Here is a 17,979-nt window from a genome sequence, read left to right as displayed (position 1 = left end):
GCGCCTCAGCCCTTGTGGACGGCGGCGAGGAAGTCCAGCAGGGCCGCGTTGACCTCCTCGGGCCGCTCCTGCTGGGTCCAGTGGCCGCAGCCGGGCAGGGTGACGCTGGCGTGCAGCCTCGGCGCGACCAGCGACAGGTTCTCCAGGAGCTCGGGGATGCCGCGCATGGCCCTGACCAGGTCCATGTCCCCGCCCACGTACAGGGCGGGCACGTCGATGACGCGCCCCTGGAAGGGCGACATGAGCCCCTGGTTGAGTTCGTTGTTGCGGTACCAGTTGAGCGGTCCGGTGAAGGCCTGCGGGTCGGAGTAGTCGGCCGTGAAAGCGGCCAGGTCCTCCTCGGTGAGCCAGGAGGGCAGCTCCTCCGGCTCGGGCAGCGTGTCCAGCAGGGTTCCGCCCTCCGCGGCGAACCACAGCCGGGGCTCGTCGAAGGGGGCGTCGCCCGAGGCGGTGACCAGGATGCGGCGCAGGGTCGAGGCGGGGTCGGCGGCCAGTTCGGCGTCGGCGACGCCGGGCTCCTGGAAGTAGACCTGGTAGAAGTTCTCGCCGTAGACGGCGCGGGCGGCCGAGGGCGGGGGCATCATGGCGGGCGGGAACGGCGGAACGCTCAGGCCCGCGACGCCGCGGACCAGGTCGGGACGCATCATGGCGGTGCTCCAGGCCACGGGCGCCCCCCAGTCGTGGCCGACCACGACCGCGCTCTCCTCCCCCAGCGCGGAGACGAGGGCGACGACGTCGCCGACCAGGTGGGGCAGGGTGTAGGCGTCCACCGCCTCGGGCCGGTCGCTGCGGGCGTAACCGCGCTGGTCGGGGGCGACCACGCGGTACCCGGCCTCGGCCAGCGGGGCGAACTGGTGGCGCCAGGCGTACCAGCTCTCGGGGAAGCCGTGCAGGAGCAGGACGAGCGGTCCGCTGCCCTGTTCGGCGACGTGCAGCCGGATCCCGTTGACCTCGACGTCCCTGTGTTCCACGTTCATGGCGTGCGCGCTCCTCGTTGCTGAGGGGTGGGGGGTCACGGTCACGCTATCCCAGCGGGGTCGGGGCCTCCCGTCTCCCCTGCGGTACGGATCGAACGTGTCCCCGGGCGCGGCTGGCGCGTCCGTCCCGGGAGGCGGCCGTACTCCCGGCGTCCCCGGAGGGCACCCCCTCCCACCTGCACCGCTTGAAGTGGAGCGCGCTCCAGTACCTAGGGTCAGGGCATGACCACACCACAGCGAAGGATCGGCTCGGGCTTCGGCGGGCGCAGCACCGCGCGCGAGGTCCTGGACGGAATCGACCTGACCGGACGGCTGGCCGTCGTCACCGGCGGGTACTCGGGCATCGGGCTGGAGACGACCCGGGCCCTGGCGGGGGCGGGCGCCCGCGTCGTCGTGCCCGCGCGGCGGCCCGAGGCGGCGGCCGAGGCCCTGGACGGCGTCGAGGGCGTGGAGGTCGACGGCCTGGAGCTGTCCGACCAGGACGACGTGCGCGCCTTCGCCGAACGCTTCCTCAGGACCGGACGCGCGATCGACGTCCTCGTCGACAACGCCGGGGTGATGGCCTGCCCGCAGGCCGTCGCCGGACCCGGCTGGGAGTACCAGTTCGCCACCAACCACCTGGGGCACTTCACCCTGGTCAACCGGCTCTGGCCCGCCCTGGCCGAGGGCGGGGCGCGGGTGGTGTCGGTGTCCTCCAGCGGGCACCATGCCTCACCGATCCGCTGGGAGGACCCGTGGTTCGCCCGGGGCTACGACCGGTGGCTGGCCTACGGGCAGTCCAAGACCGCCAACGCGCTGTTCGCCCTCCACCTGGACAGGCTGGGGGAACCCTTCGGCGTGCGGGCCTTCTCCCTGCACCCGGGCGCGATCCTCACCCCGTTGCAGCGGCACATGACACGGCGGGAGATGGTCGACGCGGGATGGGTCGACGAGAACGGTGAGCTGGCCGACCCCGGGTTCAAGACGCCGGAGCAGGGCGCGGCCACCCAGGTGTGGGCGGCCACCTCGCCGCGTCTGGCCGGGATGGGCGGGGTGTACTGCGAGGACTGCGACGTCGCCGTGCCCGCCGGAACCGAGGCCGGCGTGGAGGGCGTGCGCGACCACGCGGCCGACCCCGCGCAGGCCGAGCGCCTGTGGGCGTTCTCCGCCGAGCTGACCGGGGAGGACGCCTTCGTCTGAGCAGCGGCCCGCTCCCCGCCCCGGCCGCCTCTCGGACCGCACCCGGGGAGCGGGTTCGGAGTGCGAGGTGCCCCCGCGCACGCGGACGGCCCCGTGCCCTGGCCTGGAGTCCGCTTCCCCGTGTCGCGGTCTACGGATCCGCGGTGTCTCGGGGGCCGTCGCGCGCCTGTTCTTCGAGCATCCTCACGAAGGACGACGCGGTACGGGCCACGGCCCGGTCGTCGTCGTGGGCCAATCGCCGTAGAACGTCCAGTGCAACGGCCCCCGGCATCTCGACGAGTGCCTGGACCAGTCGCATCCGTACCGCGGAGTCCCCGCGAAAGGCGGCGAGCCCGTCAACCAGTGCGTTCCTGATCCGGCCCGCCCTTTCCGGGTCCCGCGCCAACGCCCCCAGGACCTCGGCCGCCTCGACGTCGTTCGCGCCGTCGACCACCATGCCGACGAGCGTTGGCACCGCTTCTGGCGTCCCACGCGCTCCCAACGCCAGAGCGGCGTGTCTGCGGACCGTCGTGTCGGGATCCCCGAGCGCGTCTGCGAGCACCGCGGCCGCCTCGCCACCGGGGATCTCGGTGAGCGCCAGCACCGCGCGCCGACGGACGTCGACGTTCTCCGATCCCAAGCCTGGTGCCAGGCTCGCCACGACGTCGTGGTCCGCCCGTGCGAGTGCCCATCGCAGGGCCCCGGCGACGTTCGGATCGGATTCGGCCAGAACCGTCTCGGCCAGCAGCTGGGCGGGTACGTCCGCGGTCGGGGCCAACACGGCCTGCTGTCGCCGCGCGGCGTTCGGCGAGTCGAGCCCGTGCAGGAGTTCGACGATGCGCAGGACTTCCTCCCAGCCGGAGGGTTCCGACGCGTCGACCGCGTGGAGCCTCTTCAGCAGCTCCTGCTCCCGGCTCAGCCGCCCTTCGGTTTCCCGGATGAGGTCGCCGATGAGCGCGGACGGTGTGAAGCCGGGATCCTCCAGAACGCGTCCTGCCTGGCGCAGTGACAGGCCCAGGCTTCGCAGGCTCTCCACGTGGAAGATCCGCCGGATGTCCTCGTCGGCGTATTCGCGATAACCGCCCACGGTACGGCCGGTCGGCCGCACCAGTCCGAGGGCGTCGTAGTGTCTGAGCATCCTGGTGCTCACGCCCGAGCGACGCGCCACCTCACCGATCAGCACGCTGTTCCGGCCCCCGTCCTCCGCCAAGCGCGACGAATCGTTTCGCCTCGTCGACGGCGAGTTCGAAACCGGCGTCGGGGTCGCGCAGGAGCCGCTCCGTGGCGCTCGCATGCGCGTGGACGCTCGGGTCATCGTCTCTCATCGCCGTCCGAAGCATCGGCTCGACCACCTCTCCGAGTGCGACGAGGGCGCGGCTCAGACTGAGCTGCACTTCCCGGTCGCCGCGGCCGAGCTGCGTGGCCAGTTCCTCGGCCAGGTCCCTCTCCCGCCCGTCAGGCACGAGGACGACGGCGGCACGCCATGCGCTCCGGGCGACCTCGTCGTCGGAGTCGCGCAGCAGGGACCGCGTGATCGCGGGCCATGCGCTGGCGTCCCCGATCTTGGACAGTGTATGCAAGGCCTGGCTCCGGGCCTGAGCGTTCTCCGCACGCAGCTGCGCGCGCAGTCTGGGCACGGTGATGTCCGGGGGGAGGCGGGTCAACGCCCACGTGAGCATGTCGCGCACGAAGAAGTCGGGTTCGACCGCGCACCGCGCCACGAGGGCGTCGACCAGAGTGGGGTCGGGGTGGGTGCCGACCTCGAGGGCGGCCTTGACGCGTGCCGACGAGGCGCTGGCGGCCAAGGCGTTGGTCAGCTGCGTGTCCAGTGGGTTCGTGTGTGACGTGTTGATGGGAACCACCTCCGGGACCCAGCCAAGACCTTGTCACAGTGTCAATGTCAAGCGTGTGGGCGATGCCACTGGTCGATATCTCCCACAAAAGGAATTCCTTCCGGAATCCTCTTCACATTCCATGTCCGTAAAACCATGTTTCCTCTGGACCTGGGCGGGAGGGAAAACCTACGGTGGAGACTCGCGCTTACCCCCAGCGGTGAGGAGAATCGGTCATGACCGTGGCTCCCGAGGTTCCGGACATCCTTTCCCCGGAATTCCTCGCCAACCCCTATCCCGCCTACCGCGCCATGCGCGAGCGGGCTCCCCTGTTCTGGCACGAGGCCACCCAGAGCTACGTCGTCTCCCGGTACGAGGACGTCAGGCGCGCCTTCCGGGACGAGGCTTTCACCACCCGCAACTACGACTGGCAGCTGGAACCGGTGCACGGGCGCACCATCCTGCAACTGGACGGGCGCGAACACGCGGTGCGCCGCGCGCTGGTCGCCCCGGCCTTCCGCGGCAGCGAACTGCGGGAGCGGTTCTGGCCCGTCATCGAGCGCAACAGCCGCGAACTGGTCGACGCCTTCCGGCACACGGGCCAGGTGGACCTGGTCGCGCAGTTCGCCACCCGCTTCCCCGTCAACGTCATCGCGGACATGCTCGGCCTGGAACGGGCCGACCACGACCGGTTCCACCACTGGTACACCTCGATCATCGCCTTCCTGGGCAACCTGTCGCAGGACCCGCGGGTCGCCGAGGAGGGGCTGCGCACCCGCGAGGAGTTCGCCGCGTACATGCTGCCGATCATCCGCGAGCGGCGGGCGAACCCGGGCGAGGACCTGCTGTCCACCCTGTGCACCGCCGAGGTCGACGGCACCCGGATGAGCGACGAGGACGTCAAGGCCTTCTGTAGTCTGCTGCTCGCCGCGGGCGGGGAGACCACCGACAAGGCCGTGTCCAGCATGTTCGCCAACCTGGTCACCCACCCCGAGCAGCTGGCGCGGGTGCGCGAGGACCGGAGCCTGATCCCGCGCGCGTTCGCCGAGACGTTGCGCTACACCCCGCCCGTGCAGATGATCATGCGCCAGCCCGCGCACGACGTGGAACTGGGCGGCGCGACCGTGCCCGCCGGGGCGACCGTCATCTGCCTGATCGGCTCGGCCAACCGCGACGGCGACCGCTTCGCCGATCCCGACTCCTTCGACGTCCACCGGCCCGAACTCGGGGACGCCACCTCCTTCTCCGCCGCGGCCGAGCACCTGGCCTTCGCCCTGGGACGCCACTTCTGCGTGGGCGCCCTGCTGGCCGAGGCGGAGGTGCGGGTGGCGACCAACCAGCTGCTGGACGCCATGCCCGACGTCCGCCTGGCCGAGGGCGCCGCCTTGGAGGAGACCGGGGTCTTCACCCGTGGGCTGACCCGGCTGCCGCTGCGGTTCACGCCGGTCCCGTCCCCGGGCTGACCCGGCGCCGCGGAACCCGCGGGTCCGCCCCCTGACCGGTCACGGCGGAGGGGGCGGACGGGCGCGCCTCACTCACCGGCTGGTCAGGGCACCTTGCGTCACGCCAGCAACACTTTCGGCCACCCCTACCGCCGGGGCGTGAAGCGCGCCGGGAGCTCGAAGAGTCCGCGCATCCACAGCGACGGCCGCCACTCCAGCCGGTCCGGGGGCACCGCCAGCCGCACGTCCGGCAGCCGGTCCAGCAGGCTCTCCACCGCCGTGCGGGCGATCATCTCCGCGATCTCCGGTGCCGGGAAGGGGCACCCGTGCTCGCCGTGGCCGAAGGACATCTGCGCGCGGTTGCTGCCGTAGATGTCGGGGAGCCCCGCGTGCAGGCGGGGGTCGGCGTTGGCCGCCGACAGTCCCAGCACCAGCATGTCGCCGCGGCGGATGCCGCGACCGCCCAGCTCGCAGGTCTGCACGGCCCACCGGCCGATGAAGTTCTGCGTGGGGGTGTTCTTCCACAGCACCTCGTTGAGGGCCTCGCCCGCGCTGCTGCGCCCGCTCTGGAGGGTGAGCGAGAACTGGTCGTCGGTGAGCATCAGGCGCAGGGTGTTGCCGATCCAGTTGCCGGTGGGCGCCTGGGCCGCGGCGAGGACCACCAGCAGGTCGATGACCACCTCGGCGTCGCTCAGGCCCGCCGGGTGCAGCAGCAGCCGTGAGGGGACGTCGTCGCGGGGCGCGGCGCGGCGGTCGGCGACCAGGGCGTCCAGGCGGGCGTGCAGGCGCTGGTGGGCGCCGCTCGCGTCGGCGGTCACGTCGAGCGAGAGCACGACGTCGCGCACCAGCGCCGGGACCTCCGCCTCCGGCAGGCCGTAGAGGCGGGCGACCACCATCGCGGGGATGTGGTGCGCGTACTGGGCGACCAGGTCGGCCTCACCCTCGGCGCAGAAGGCGTCGACGAGGCCGTCGGCGGCCTGTTGGCACAGGGCCTTGAGGTCGGTGCGGTCCACGGCGTCCAGGGCGTCGCCGATCGCGCCGGCGCGCCGCTGGTGCTCGGCCCCCTCGGCGAACATGACCGAGGGCGTCCACATCACGTAGGGCATGAGCGGCCAGTCGCGGCCGACGCGGTCCCACTGGTTCCAGCGGCGGCAGTCGCGGGCGAACCACTCGGGCCTGCTGGTGACGTGGTGCAGCTCCCGGTAGCCCATGACGAACCACGCGGGGACGTCCCCGTCGAGCAGCACGGGCGCGACCGGGCCGTAGCGCCCGCGCAGCTCCTCGTAGAGTCCGGCGGGGTCGCGGGCGATGTCGGGGCCGTAGAAGCGGGCGGCCCCCGCGTGGTCCGGAGAGGGTGGCGGCGGGCCGCTGCTGGCCGGTGCCGCGGCCTCCGGACCCGGGGTGCGGTTCACCAGACCCTCCCGGAGGATGCCCCGGCGTTCACGCCGGGGAAGAATCCGGAACATGACTTACTCATAAAGTTACCTCCTGTAACCTTGCGTGCATGCGGACGGCGTACAAGTGCCGGGCCTACCCGGACCCCGAACAAACGGCCCAACTGGGCCGCACGTTCGGATGCGTGCGCCTGGTATGGAACAAAACCCTCGCCGAACGCCACACCGCCTACCACCAGCGAGGCGAGAAAACTTCCTACAAACAGACCGACGCCGCGCTGACCGCGTGGAAACGCGGCGCGGACCTGGCGTTCCTGTCCGAGGTGTCCTCGGTCCCCCTGCAGCAGACGCTGCGCCACCAGCACACTGCGTTCTCCCACTTCTTCGCGGGTCGGGCCAAGTACCCCCGGTTCAAGTCCCGCGACTCCAAACAGTCGGCGCACTACACCCGGTCGGCGTTTCGGATGCGTGACGGGCACCTGACGCTGGCCAAGCAGACCGCACCCTTGCGTCTGGCGTGGTCGTTCGACGATGTCGACCTCGCATCGCTGAACCCGACCACGGTCATCGTCTCCCGTGAGGCGGACGGGCGCTGGTACGCCACCTTCGCCGTGGACATCGACGATCCCGCGCACCCGCCTGAGGCCGCCTCCGAGGTCGGTGTGGACCTGGGGGTGAAGGACTTCGCCACCCTGTCCACGGGTGAGAAGATCGCCAACCCCCGCCACCTGGAACGCAAAGCCAAGAATCTGGCCCGGTACCAGCGGCGGATGGCCCGCAAGCAGCGCGGGTCGGCCAACCGGCGCAAGGCCAGGGCCAAGGTCGCTGCGGCGCACCGCAAGGTCCGCCACGCCCGCCAGGACTTCCTGCACAAGACCACCACGCGTTTGGTGCGCGAGCACGATGTGATCGCGATCGAGGACCTCAACGTGCGCGGGATGACTTCCTCCGCACGCGGTACCGTCCAGGTCCCGGGCAGGCGGGTGCGGCAAAAGGCCGGGCTCAACCGGGCGGTGTTGGACGCTGGGCTGGGGGAGTTTCGCCGCCAGTTGGAGTACAAGGCCGCGCGTGCGGGACGCACCGTGGTCGTGGTGGACCGGTGGTTTCCCTCCTCCAAGACCTGTTCGGAGTGCGGGTACCTGCTGGCCACGCTTTCGCTGGGCACCCGGTTGTGGACGTGTCCTGCCTGCCGCACTCGACATGATCGGGATGTGAACGCGGCGAAGAACATCCTTGCGGCTGGTCGAGTCGCAGCCCGAGAGCACGTACCGGGTGATGCCGGGCCCCCGCTGTGCGATCCTGGCGAAGCCCGCGCAGTAGGGGCGGGAGCTGGTGTCAGTCGGCAAGGGTCCTCCCTTCCGCGGTCGGCGACGAAGCAGGAAACCGGGCCTGCGAGGGTCGGGCCGTAAGGCCCGTGCGCGCGCCAGCGCGTATCGGAATCCCCCTCCCTTCAGGAGGGGGAGGAAGTCAAGTCGTCTCCTCCTGGGTCGGTGCGGATGCGGGGCCGGATGCGAACCCGGGTGCGAACGCGGATGCCGGTGCCGGTCCGGGTGCGGAGCCGGATGTCGGTGCGGACGGGTACCCGGCCACGGGTCCGGACACGTGCTGGACGAGGGTGACCAGGACGTCGCGGCTGGACTCGCGGCTGCGGGCGTCGCAGTCCACCATGGGGACCCGCTCGGACACGTCCAGGGCGCGGCGCACCTCGGGCAGGGCGGGCCCGGGGACGAAGCGGTTCACCGCGACGACGAAGGGCGTGCGGTGGTGTTCGAGCCGGTCCACGGCGTACCAGGAGTCCTGGATGCGGTCGGTGTCGACGAGGACGACCGCGCCCAGGCTGCCCTCGAACAGCTGGTTCCACAGGAACCAGAACCGCTTCTGGCCGGGGGCGCCGAAGAGGTAGAGCACGCGCCGCTCGTCGACGGTGATGCGCCCGAAGTCGAAGGCCGCGGTGGTGGTGCGCTTGTCGCGGACGGCGCCGAGGTCGTCGATTCCGGCGCTGGCCTGGGTCATGACCTCCTCGGTGCTCACCGGGCGCATCTCGCTGACGGAGCCGACCAGGGTGGTCTTGCCGACGCCGAAGCCGCCGACGATGACGATCTTGAGTGCGTTGTCGGCCGTCGCGGCGAGCGGGGCCCGGCTCGGCTCGGCCAGCCGTTCAGAGGCGTTGGAGGGCAAGGAGCACCTGCTTCAGGGTCTCGGGGTCGTGTCCGGCCTCCTGCCGGGTGAGGGCCGCCGGGTGGCGGGCCGTCACCCGCCCCGTGTCCAGCAGGTCCAGCAGGAGGATCCGCACGACGCTGACGGGGAGCCCGAGCTCCGCGGACAGCTCCACCACGGCGGTCGGGTACGCGCACAGGCGAAGGATCGCGGCGTGCTCGGACTGCATGCCGGGCACGGGGTCGCACTCGGCGACGACGAGGGTGACCGAGTCGAACGCGCGGGTGTCCGCGTCGGAGCGCCCGCCGGTCACGGTGTACAGACGGTCGGGGGCCTCGCCGCTGAGGGCGTCGTGGTGGGTCACGGCTGCTCGGCGCCCGCTCGGGCCCGCTCGCCCCGGCGCGGGGCGGCCGTCAGGAAGCCGCCGATCCGTTCGACGAGTTCGTTCATGCTGTGGCCGACCACGCCGACGTCGGCGTCCCCGGAGGCGATCACCGCCAGGTGGGCGCCCTCTCCGGCGCGGATGATGAGCAGGACGCCTCCGCCGAACTCGGCCATGGCCTGGCCCGCGCCGCCTCGGTCGCCGAACTCGGCGGAGGCGCTCAGGGACAGGCTCTGGATGCCCGCGGCGATGGCTGCGAGCTGGTCGGCGCGGTCGGTGTGCAGCTCACGGGTGTGGCACATCCTGAGTCCGTCCCTGGACAGCACGAGCACGTGGCGGATGCCCGGTGTCCGGTGGCGCAGGTTCTCCAGAAGCCAGTCGAGACTGGTGTCCATGGTGTTCATCGGGGTCGCGGGGCAGCCGCGCGCGGGTCCGGTCGCGTGCCCCTCCCTCCGTTTCTCTTCTCTACTCTTCGGCTCGTTGGGGCTGGCGGGCGTTGCGGAAGGACGCGAACCTCGTGCCGGGGTCGCCGCCGGGCTCGGGCGTGGCCGGACCCGCGGAGAGCTGGTCGGGTTCCTCCCGCAGCGCCGCGGCGAGGGTCTGGCCGCGCCGCCGCCGGGGCAGCCCGGAGGCGGCGCGGGCGGGCGCGGTGGCGATGCCGGGGTCCGTCGCCGTGCCGGTCCCGGGGCCGGGTCCCGCGGTGGGCGCGGGCGCCGCGAAGCGCCGGGAGCGGTGTCCGGCGCGCGGCCCGCCGGGGGCGGGCTGGGGATCGGTGAGCAGGTGTGGCGGGACGAGGACGACGACGCCGATGCCGCCGCGCGCCGAGGGCCGGAAGCTGACGCCGAGCGCGTGCTTGTCGGCGAGGCGGCCCACGACCGCCAGGCCCGTGCGGGTGCCGCGCAGCGTGGACAGGTCGCGGGGCTCGGTGACCAGGCTCTCGGCGAGCCTGCGCTCGCGCACGCGCATGCCCAGCCCGCTGTCCTCGACGGTGACGGACAGGCCGGTGTCCTCCTCCTGGACGTAGACGTGCACCTCGGTGCCGTGGGCGGAGAAGTTGGCGGCGTTGTCCATGAGTTCGGCCAGGGCCTGCATGACGCCCTCGGCGGCGTGCCCGGCGATGGAGGCGGTGCTGGTGTTGTGCAGGCGCACGCGGCGGTAGGCGCTGATGCGGCCCATGGCGCCGCGCAGGATGCTCTCCATGACGATGGGCCGGGTCCAGCGGCGGCCCGATCGGCCCCCGGCCAGGACGACGAGGCCGTCGGCGAGGCGGCCGGTGCGGGAGACGCCGTGGTCGATGTCCAGGAGGTCGCCGAAGATGCCGGGGCTGTCGCCGTAGCGGTCCTGGAGCTCGCGGAGCTTGGCCAGCAGGGAGGTCAGGTGGGCCTGGATGCGGGCGCCGGATGCGGAGGCGGTCTCCATGGCCGAGGCGGAGCGGCGGGCGGCGGCCAGCAGCTCCTCCAGCGTGTGCGCGCGCAGGCGGGCGAGGGCGTCGTGGACGGGGGGCAGTTCCTCCCGGAGGGTTTCGGCGGCGTCGACGCGGTCCTCGCGGACGCGGGCGACCATGAGGGGCAGCCCGGCGCGGTCGAGGTCGGCGATCTGCTCCTCCAGCGCGGTGCGCCGGGCGAGGGCGTCGGCGGCGCGGGCGCGCGCGGTGTCGAGTTCGGCGGTGACGGCGTGGGTGAGCCGGTGCAGCGCGACGTGGCGGGGCTGGGGGTGCTCGGCGAGGACCTCGCGCGCGGTGCGACCCGTACGCAGGCCCTCGGTGAGGGCGGGCAGGAGCTGGTCGACCAGGTGCTCGGCCTCGCGTTCGAGGGCCTGGGCGGTGGCGTCGACCCGGGTGCCGTGCTCGCGCGCGGCGCGGGCCACCGCGGCCTGGTGTGCCGCCGCGGTGACGGCGGCGCACAGGGCGGCTCCGGCCACGCCGACGGCCAGTGCCACGCTCTGGCGGGCGTCGGGGTGGGCTGTGATGACCGCCCAGGACCAGGCGGGGGCCGCCAGCGCGGTCACGGTGAACAGGGCGACCAGGGCCTGCTGTCCGGGGCGCGGGGGCCGCCGTTGTCGGTCGGACTGGTGTACTGGCATGGGTGGGTTCCTCGCGGGGCAATCGTGCGAAGGGGGCGGGGCTGTGCCCGGCCCCGTCGCCCGGTCTCCGGGCAGGGGAGGTCCACCCGGTTTTCCCTCGGGGAATTCGAGGGCGGACGGAAATCACCGTAGACCACGGGCGAAAGGCACGTGGGCTTTCTCGCGAGGAACCCCGGATACACGGCGGAAAAGTGCGGCATCCCGCTTTTTTCCGCTCTTCTTAATTCTGACATACCCCTGCATTGCGCACTTTTCGCACGGCTGCTCGAGTCAGGCGAAAAGGAGGAAGACCGCGAGGACCCCCGCCAGAAGGGCCAACGTGCCGATCGCGGAGTGGCGCCGGGAGGCGGCGCCCGGGTCGTCAGCGCGCGCGGGCAGGCCGGGCCAGCGCAGCACCGCGGCCGCGGCGGCCCCCGCGCTCAGGGCCACGTCCAGGTACCACACCGCCACGGGGAAGAGCGCCCACGCGGTCAGCAGCAGCGAGAGCACCAGGAAGAAGAGCGTGTGGGCCGTCCGGTTCAGCGCGTCCCAGCGGTCCGCGAGGCGGAACCTGCCCCGGCCGCGGGCCCGCAGGAGGACGTCCGCCGCGCTCAGGGCGCAGAGGCCGTTGAGGAACACGCCTCCGGCGTAGGGCAACAGCTCCATCAGGGTCATCGGGCGTCCTCCCCCGTCAACAGCTCCAGGACGGGCGCTTCCAGTCCGGTGGTCGTGTTGCCGAAGGCCAGCACCGCCCGCTCGCCCTCCCGGTCCAGGGCGACCATGGAGGAGAAGCCGCCGGTGCCGCCGTTGTGCCAGGTGACCTCGGTGCCGCCGTGCTCCTCCGTGAACCAGGCGAACCCGATCCGGCCGCCGCTGCCGTCGTCCCAGCGCGGCTCCAGGGCCGCCGCGCCCGGGGCGGTGCCCTCCAGCAGCGCCTCGGCGAAGCGCGCCATGTCGGCGGGGGTGGAGCGCACGCCGCCCATGGGCGCGTAGGCGCGAGCCAGCCAGGGGTCGGCCGCGCGCCCCTTGTCGGTGTAGCCCAGGGTCGCGTCCTCGGGCAGGTCCTCCTCGGAGTCGGGCAGGGTCGTGTCGTCCATCCCCAGGGGGTCGAGCAGCCGCTCGCGCAGGAGGGTGGCGTAGTCGGTCCCGGCCGCGTTGGCCAGGGCGTGGCCCAGGATCGCGGTGCCCATGTTGGAGTAGTGGGACTCGCCGCGGTCGGACAGCTCGGCCGCGGCCACCTGCGCGACCAGGGTGTCGTGGTCGTAGGGGTAGGGGTCGCCGCCCAGGTAGACGGCCGCCAACGAGACCGCCATGTCGGACAGGCGGGTGGAGAGCCGGGGCAGGCCGGAGCGGTGGCTGGAGAGCTCGGCCAGGGTGACGTCGGCGGCCGGGGCGCCGTCCAGGTCGACCAGTTCCCCGAGCCGGGTGTCCGCGGCGACCTCGCCGCGTTCGATCGCGTCGGCCAGCAGCATCCCGGTCATGGCCTTGCTGACCGAGCCGGTCTCGTAGTCGGTGTCGTCGTCCGCGCCGAAGTGGGCGAAACTCACCCGGCCGCCGGCGACCTCGACGACGCTGACGCGGTCGCGCACGCCCTCGGACAGCAGCGGGCGCGCCCGGTCGAGGAGCCCGGGGTCCCCGGACTCCTCGGTGGACAGGGCGGGTGTGTGCGGCCGTGCGGCGATCCCGAGCACGACGACCAGGACGGCCACCGCACAGGCGACCGCGACGGTCCGCCCTCCGGCTCTCACAGAGCCCTCCTTACTGGGGCGCTCCCCCCGCCGCCGTGAGGATGGCGAGCAGGGGGACGACGCGTTCCGGTGGAATGACGTAGTGGCCGCGCCGGACGGTGGTGAGCCACCCGGCGGCGACGAGCAGGTTGACATGGTGGTAGATCTGGCCGGTCGTGCCGAAGTCGGAGCGCTCGGCCAGGGCGGCGACGGTCCCGGTGCCCCTCCAGACCGCGTGCAGCAGCTGGAGCCGGACGGGGTTGCCCAGGGCGTCGAGGCTGGCGGCGTGGCGGTCCCAGTCGGACTCCTCCAGGCGCTCGACCGACAGCCCCTGCTGCCACTCCAGCGCGTTCTCCTCCCCCTCGCCGTCGCGGACGATCCCGGCGAAGACCACGCCGCCGTGTCCGGTGACGTGCTCCCGCAGGGCGTTGAGCGCGAAGAACGCGTCCCCGAGCGCCTGCGCCCCGGGCGCCCCGGTTCCGTGTTCGCCGGCCGCCTCCAGCGCACTGACCCGCGCCTCCAGCTGGGCCAGCCGCTCCTCCGTCGTCCTGTCCACCACACCTCCACCTTACATACTTTTCCGTAATTACGTACTTGCGTGACTGGAACGGCGTCCCCGCGAGCTTTACCCGATCCGTAGGAACGGGTGGGGTGTCGCTGACCTCCAGGGTCGGATGATGAAGACAAGGCGCGCGGATCGCGCATCCGCAAGAGGGACACCCGAGCGGCCGTTCCCACGTCCCGGACCGCGCAGAGGCCAGCGGGGACGGCCGGGAAGGATCCGGACATGCGAACGCAGGCAGCCAACGGCTGGCAGTTCTTCGTCGCGACACTGCTGATCGTCCTCGGGGCGGTCAACGTCATCCAGGGGCTGGTGGCGCTCCTGACCCCCCAGTTCTACGCCGCGGCGAGCACGGAGGTGCTCCTGCTGGGATACACCTCCTGGGGCGTCCTGCTCGGCCTGTGGGGGGCGGTGCTGATCGTCGCCGGTCTGGCCGTGCTCTCCCGCAGCACGTGGGCCCGGGGCTTCGCCCTGATCCTCGCCTCGGTGAACGCCATCGCCCAACTGGGCTTCGTCATGGCGATGCCGCTGTGGTCGATGGTGGCCATCGCCGTGGACCTGCTGGTGATCTACGGCCTGACCGCTGGCTGGCCGGACCGCGAGCGCGAGTCCAGGCGCACCGAGCAGCACGAGGGCGCCTACCAGAGCGGGTACAACGCCGCCCACGCGGCACCCAGGCCCGCGCAGTCGCCGGAGGGGACCACCGGATCGCCGCAGAACGCGGGACCGCAGCAGACCACCGGACAGAACTACTAGAGAGCCCCTCCCGGGCCGCCCCCGTTCCCCAGGACGGGGGCGGTTTCACGCGCCCGGATGCGGGTCACGGGCCCTGGACGACTACCATGCCCGGTCCGGCGGCCGCGCGTCCACGTCCGTGCGGACCACGAACCTGTTCCAGCCAGGAAAAGGCCTGAGATCAGTCGCCGTACAGCTCCGCCAGGGCGTCGGCGTAGCGCTCCCGGACGATCCGGCGCCGGAGTTTGAGCGAGGGGGTCAGCTCACCGGTGGCCGGGCCCCACTCGCCCGGAAGCAGCCGGTGGCGCCTGACCCCTTCCGCACGGCTGAACCGGGCGTTGGCCGCCGCGACCGCGCGTTCGGCCTCCGCCGCCACCTCGGGGTGGGCGACCAGCGCCTCCCAGTCCCCGCCGGTGTCGATGCCCCGTGCGGCCGCCCACACCGGAAGCGTCTCGCGGTCGGGCACCAGCAGCGCCACCAGGTAGGGCCTGCGGTCACCGTGCACGTAGGCCTGGCCGACGATCGGGTGCTCCTTGAGGGCGTTCTCCAGCGGCGCGGGCGCGACGTTCTTGCCCTGGGAGGTGACGATGAGCTCCTTCTTGCGGTCGGTGATCCACAGGTAGCCGTCCTCGTCGAGGCGGCCGACGTCACCGGTGGCGAACCACCCCCCGGCGTCGGTGGCCGGGCGCACCGACCCGTCCGGCTGGAGGTAGCCGCCGAAGACCGACTCCCCGCGCAGCCACACCTCGCCGTCCTCGGCCACCCGCACCCGCACGCTTTCGATGGGGCGGCCGACCGAGCCCAGCCGGAACCCGGTGGCGGGACTGTTGACGGTGGCCACGCCCACGGACTCGGTGAGGCCCCAGGCGTCCATGACCACGACCCCGAACCCGGCCCAGAACCGCACCACGTCCAGCGGCATCGGCGCGGAGGCGCTGGAGGCCCAGCTCACCCGGTCCAGGCCGACCCCGGCCAGAAGGGGCAGCAGGACCTCGGCCCGGGCCCGCTCGAAGCGTTCCCCGAGTTCGGCGGGCACCCGCTCGCCGCGCTCGCGGTGGGCGACGTGCTCGGCGGCCACGGCCGTGGCCGCGTCCACCGCGGCGCGCGTCTCCTCGGGCATCCGGGCGAGCCCGGCGCGCAGGGCGGAGGCGAACTTCTCCCACACGCGCGGGACACCGAAGAACTGGGGCGGGCGCACGTGCCGCAGGACCCCGGGCAGGTCCTGGAGGCTCCCGCACATCCACACGCGGGAGGCGCGAAAGACCGGCAGGTAGAGGCCGAGCATGCGTTCGGCGATGTGGGCCAGGGGCAGGTAGCACACGTGGTCGGGGTGCTCGGGGAGGTCCACGGCCGCGTCCAGGGCGGTGGCGTTGGCGAGCATGTCGCGGTGGGTGATCGCCACGCCCTTGGGATCCCCGGTGGTTCCGGAGGTGTAGACGACGGTGAGCAGGTCGTCGGGGGCGAGGTCGCGCCAGCGGTCGAAGGCCGTGCCGACAGGGGTGTCCGCGAGAGTGCCGTAGTCGGTGTGGCCGCGGTCGGGGTCGGCGCCGTCCACGACGACCAGCGCGGCGAGGGGGACCTCGGGGTCGGCGAGCAGGCCCTCCCACGCGGCGGCGGTCCCGGAGTCCTCGACCACGGCGAGGCGGGCGCGGCTGTGCCGGGCGATGTGGGCGACCTGCTCGGAAGCGGCCGTGCCGTAGACGGTGGTGGGAACGGCGCCCGCGTGGACGAGCGCGAGGTCGGACAGCCAGTGCTCGGGACGGTTGCCCATCATCAGCAGGACGTGGTCGCCGGGCTCGACTCCCAGGGCGGTGTAGCCCTCGGCGAGCGCGGCGACGCGGTCGCGCACCCGCGACCAGGTCAGGGTGGCCCAGTCGCCGCCGTCCGGCGCGCGCCAGGACAGGGCGGGCGCGTCCGGGTGGTCGGCGGCGTTGCGGGCGAGCAGGCTCGGAAGGGTCCGTCCGGTGGGGGGCATGGGCGCTCCTGGGTCCGGGACCTCCGTGCGCGGCCGACGGGGGTCGGGCGCACTCATCCCTACCCAGGAAACGGGTGCCCCGCTCCGAGGCAGGGATCCCTCCCCCGGAGCGGGGCCAGGCTCAGCGCTTGCGCGGGTGCAGGTGGCTGGTGACGGCCAGCCGGTTGTAGAGGTTCATCATCGCGATGCCAGCGATGAGCGCGGACAGCTCCTGGTCGTCGAAGTGCTCGGCGGCGCCGTCGTAGGCCTCGTCGGACACCCCGTGCTCGCCCAGGCGGGTGATCTCGTCGGTGAGTGCCAGGGCGGCCCGCTCGGCGTCGGTGAAGATCTCGCCGGCCTCGTACCAGGCGGACACCAGGAAGAGCCGCTGCTGGGACTCCCCCGCCTCCAGGGCGCGCTGAGTGTGCAGGTCGATGCAGAAGGAGCACCCGTTGAGCACCGAGGCGCGCAGCTTGACCAGTTCCAGCAGGGTGCCGTCCAGGTGTCCGGAGATGACCTTGTCGATCTCGTCCAGTTTGCTGTAGACCTCGGGAAGCTTCTTCGCCCAGATCACGCGTTCTTTCGCCACGGGGGCCGCCCTCCTCGTCGAACACTTTCACCGTCCCGGCCGGGACCCGAACCACAACGCTACCAACGGGGTCCGGGCGCTGCGGGGCCAAGGTCGGAACCGGACGCAAGAAGCTGGACTCGATCGGTTTTTCGATGCGATACGGGACATTCCACGCACCCGAAAAAACCAACTATTTCCTTTTTTCATTTTCTGCGACTTTTATTATTTTTCCGATTCCCACGTAGATCCACAGGCAGGGCACACCGCAGGAGGTAGGACCCCAAGCGGGACCGACGGCCGACCCAGATCTCTGGGAGGAGGGCCCGGGGCCGGTCGGGGGCCCGGGGCCGGTCGGGGGCGCGGGAGGCGGTCGGGGGCGCGGGAGGCGGTCGGGGGCGCGGGAGGCGGTCGGGGGCGCGGGAGGGCGGTGAACGGCAGGGGCTCGGAGATGGTTACTCGTTCCTGCGTCGGCAGCTGCCGCGAAGTGCTCCGGGCCGCGACCAACGCCCGGGGTCGGGAGATGGTCGGTCTCTGCTGCGTTGGCACCAAAGGCAGCGGGTGTTTGGGGTTCCCGTTCAACGCCCTGGTCGCGGGTGGTGGCGGTGGCGGCGTCGGCACCAAAGGCAGCGAGACTGGCGGGCCTCGGGCAGCGGTGCCGACCCCCGTGGTGGGGGCGAGCGACGGTGGCAGCGACGACGGTGAGCGCGGGGCCCGGGCTGCTTGCCGGGCACGGGCACGGGCATGCCGGGGCACGGCCTGACCGGGGTGTCATTCCCGGGACGGTGGATCCGGATCCCCGTCGGGTGGGTGTCCTCGCCCTGGGCTGCCTTGGCGGAGCGGGTGGGTTTGATGGCCGTTGCGTGACCGGTGGTGTTGCTGGTGTGCGCGCAGTTCGCGCTGGTACTTGGCCCGGTTGTGCGGGCCGCACAGCGGTTGCAGGTTCGCGACCTCGGTGCGCCCTCCCCGGGAGAAGGAGGTGACGTGGTCGGCCTGGCAGAACGCGACCGGTACTTCGCATCCGCCCGGG

General features: G+C 72.5%; 18 protein-coding genes. 4 read left to right on the top strand and 14 right to left on the bottom strand.

Annotation, left to right across the window (positions count from 1 at the left end; translation table 11 throughout):
- Positions 1 to 5: 5 nt before the first annotated feature.
- Positions 6 to 977 (bottom strand): alpha/beta fold hydrolase, encoded by a 972-nt coding sequence (locus tag ACSIH6_RS30395; protein WP_435111769.1) that lies wholly within the window; start codon positions 975 to 977, stop codon positions 6 to 8.
- A 222-nt stretch (positions 978 to 1,199) separates the two neighbouring features.
- Here ACSIH6_RS30395 and ACSIH6_RS30390 point away from each other — a divergent pair, with 222 nt between their 5' ends.
- On the top strand, positions 1,200 to 2,156 hold the full coding sequence (locus ACSIH6_RS30390; RefSeq protein ID WP_435111768.1) for an SDR family NAD(P)-dependent oxidoreductase: 957 nt from the start codon (positions 1,200 to 1,202) through the stop codon (positions 2,154 to 2,156).
- Between the two features lie 130 nt (positions 2,157 to 2,286).
- Here the strand turns inward: ACSIH6_RS30390 and ACSIH6_RS30385 are convergent, their stop codons facing one another.
- Positions 2,287 to 3,318: a HEAT repeat domain-containing protein gene (locus ACSIH6_RS30385; RefSeq protein WP_435111767.1), complete on the bottom strand. Its 1,032-nt coding sequence runs from the start codon at positions 3,316 to 3,318 to the stop codon at positions 2,287 to 2,289.
- Positions 3,305 to 3,997 carry a HEAT repeat domain-containing protein gene (locus ACSIH6_RS30380; RefSeq protein ID WP_435111766.1) on the bottom strand — a complete coding sequence of 231 codons (693 nt, stop codon included), beginning with the start codon at positions 3,995 to 3,997 and terminating at the stop codon, positions 3,305 to 3,307. Before ACSIH6_RS30380 ends, ACSIH6_RS30385 begins: the two co-directional genes overlap by 14 nt.
- A gap of 206 nt (positions 3,998 to 4,203) precedes the next feature.
- Here ACSIH6_RS30380 and ACSIH6_RS30375 point away from each other — a divergent pair, with 206 nt between their 5' ends.
- Positions 4,204 to 5,430 (top strand): cytochrome P450, encoded by a 1,227-nt coding sequence (locus ACSIH6_RS30375; protein ID WP_435111765.1) that lies wholly within the window; start codon positions 4,204 to 4,206, stop codon positions 5,428 to 5,430.
- A 125-nt stretch (positions 5,431 to 5,555) separates the two neighbouring features.
- Here ACSIH6_RS30375 and ACSIH6_RS30370 read toward each other — a convergent pair whose 3' ends face one another.
- Positions 5,556 to 6,821, bottom strand: coding sequence for a cytochrome P450 (locus ACSIH6_RS30370; protein WP_435111764.1), 1,266 nt, complete (start codon positions 6,819 to 6,821; stop codon positions 5,556 to 5,558).
- 92 nt (positions 6,822 to 6,913) lie between these two features.
- Here ACSIH6_RS30370 and ACSIH6_RS30365 point away from each other — a divergent pair, with 92 nt between their 5' ends.
- Positions 6,914 to 8,212 (top strand): RNA-guided endonuclease InsQ/TnpB family protein, encoded by a 1,299-nt coding sequence (locus ACSIH6_RS30365; protein WP_435111763.1) that lies wholly within the window; start codon positions 6,914 to 6,916, stop codon positions 8,210 to 8,212.
- A 58-nt stretch (positions 8,213 to 8,270) separates the two neighbouring features.
- Here the strand turns inward: ACSIH6_RS30365 and ACSIH6_RS30360 are convergent, their stop codons facing one another.
- From ACSIH6_RS30360 to ACSIH6_RS30330, 7 genes are all read right to left on the bottom strand, one after another.
- On the bottom strand, positions 8,271 to 8,981 hold the full coding sequence (locus tag ACSIH6_RS30360; RefSeq protein WP_435111762.1) for a GTP-binding protein: 711 nt from the start codon (positions 8,979 to 8,981) through the stop codon (positions 8,271 to 8,273).
- Positions 8,962 to 9,324: a DUF742 domain-containing protein gene (locus tag ACSIH6_RS30355; RefSeq protein ID WP_435111761.1), complete on the bottom strand. Its 363-nt coding sequence runs from the start codon at positions 9,322 to 9,324 to the stop codon at positions 8,962 to 8,964. Before ACSIH6_RS30355 ends, ACSIH6_RS30360 begins: the two co-directional genes overlap by 20 nt.
- On the bottom strand, positions 9,321 to 9,746 hold the full coding sequence (locus ACSIH6_RS30350; RefSeq protein ID WP_435111760.1) for a roadblock/LC7 domain-containing protein: 426 nt from the start codon (positions 9,744 to 9,746) through the stop codon (positions 9,321 to 9,323). Before ACSIH6_RS30350 ends, ACSIH6_RS30355 begins: the two co-directional genes overlap by 4 nt.
- A 61-nt stretch (positions 9,747 to 9,807) precedes the next feature.
- Complete coding sequence (locus ACSIH6_RS30345; RefSeq protein WP_435111759.1) at positions 9,808 to 11,424, bottom strand: sensor histidine kinase; 1,617 nt, start codon at positions 11,422 to 11,424, stop codon at positions 9,808 to 9,810.
- 270 nt (positions 11,425 to 11,694) lie between these two features.
- Positions 11,695 to 12,078 (bottom strand): hypothetical protein, encoded by a 384-nt coding sequence (locus tag ACSIH6_RS30340; protein WP_435111758.1) that lies wholly within the window; start codon positions 12,076 to 12,078, stop codon positions 11,695 to 11,697.
- Positions 12,075 to 13,151 (bottom strand): serine hydrolase domain-containing protein, encoded by a 1,077-nt coding sequence (locus ACSIH6_RS30335; protein ID WP_435111757.1) that lies wholly within the window; start codon positions 13,149 to 13,151, stop codon positions 12,075 to 12,077. The genes ACSIH6_RS30340 and ACSIH6_RS30335 overlap by 4 nt, the downstream gene beginning before the upstream one ends.
- Positions 13,152 to 13,161: 10 nt before the next feature.
- Positions 13,162 to 13,686, bottom strand: a complete 525-nt coding sequence (locus ACSIH6_RS30330; protein ID WP_435111756.1) for an ArsR/SmtB family transcription factor — start codon at positions 13,684 to 13,686, stop codon at positions 13,162 to 13,164.
- 231 nt (positions 13,687 to 13,917) lie between these two features.
- Here ACSIH6_RS30330 and ACSIH6_RS30325 point away from each other — a divergent pair, with 231 nt between their 5' ends.
- Positions 13,918 to 14,448 (top strand): DUF7144 family membrane protein, encoded by a 531-nt coding sequence (locus tag ACSIH6_RS30325; protein ID WP_488186041.1) that lies wholly within the window; start codon positions 13,918 to 13,920, stop codon positions 14,446 to 14,448.
- A gap of 160 nt (positions 14,449 to 14,608) precedes the next feature.
- On the opposite strand, the gene ACSIH6_RS30320 is transcribed toward ACSIH6_RS30325, so the two are convergent.
- The 3 genes from ACSIH6_RS30320 to ACSIH6_RS30310 all read right to left on the bottom strand — a co-directional run.
- Positions 14,609 to 16,402, bottom strand: a complete 1,794-nt coding sequence (locus ACSIH6_RS30320) for an AMP-dependent synthetase/ligase (RefSeq protein WP_435111755.1) — start codon at positions 16,400 to 16,402, stop codon at positions 14,609 to 14,611.
- Between the two features lie 121 nt (positions 16,403 to 16,523).
- The gene (locus ACSIH6_RS30315; protein ID WP_435111754.1) at positions 16,524 to 16,970 is read right to left on the bottom strand and encodes a carboxymuconolactone decarboxylase family protein; all 447 of its coding nucleotides are present in this window, start codon (positions 16,968 to 16,970) and stop codon (positions 16,524 to 16,526) included.
- A gap of 750 nt (positions 16,971 to 17,720) precedes the next feature.
- Positions 17,721 to 17,979 (bottom strand): HNH endonuclease (locus tag ACSIH6_RS30310; RefSeq protein ID WP_435111753.1); only part of this gene is annotated, 259 nt, incomplete at its 5' end.

Origin of the sequence: Nocardiopsis synnemataformans (assembly GCF_965343085.1) — a bacterium.
GTDB lineage: Bacteria > Actinomycetota > Actinomycetes > Streptosporangiales > Streptosporangiaceae > Nocardiopsis > Nocardiopsis alborubida.
This window is presented reverse-complemented; position numbering and strand designations above follow the sequence as displayed.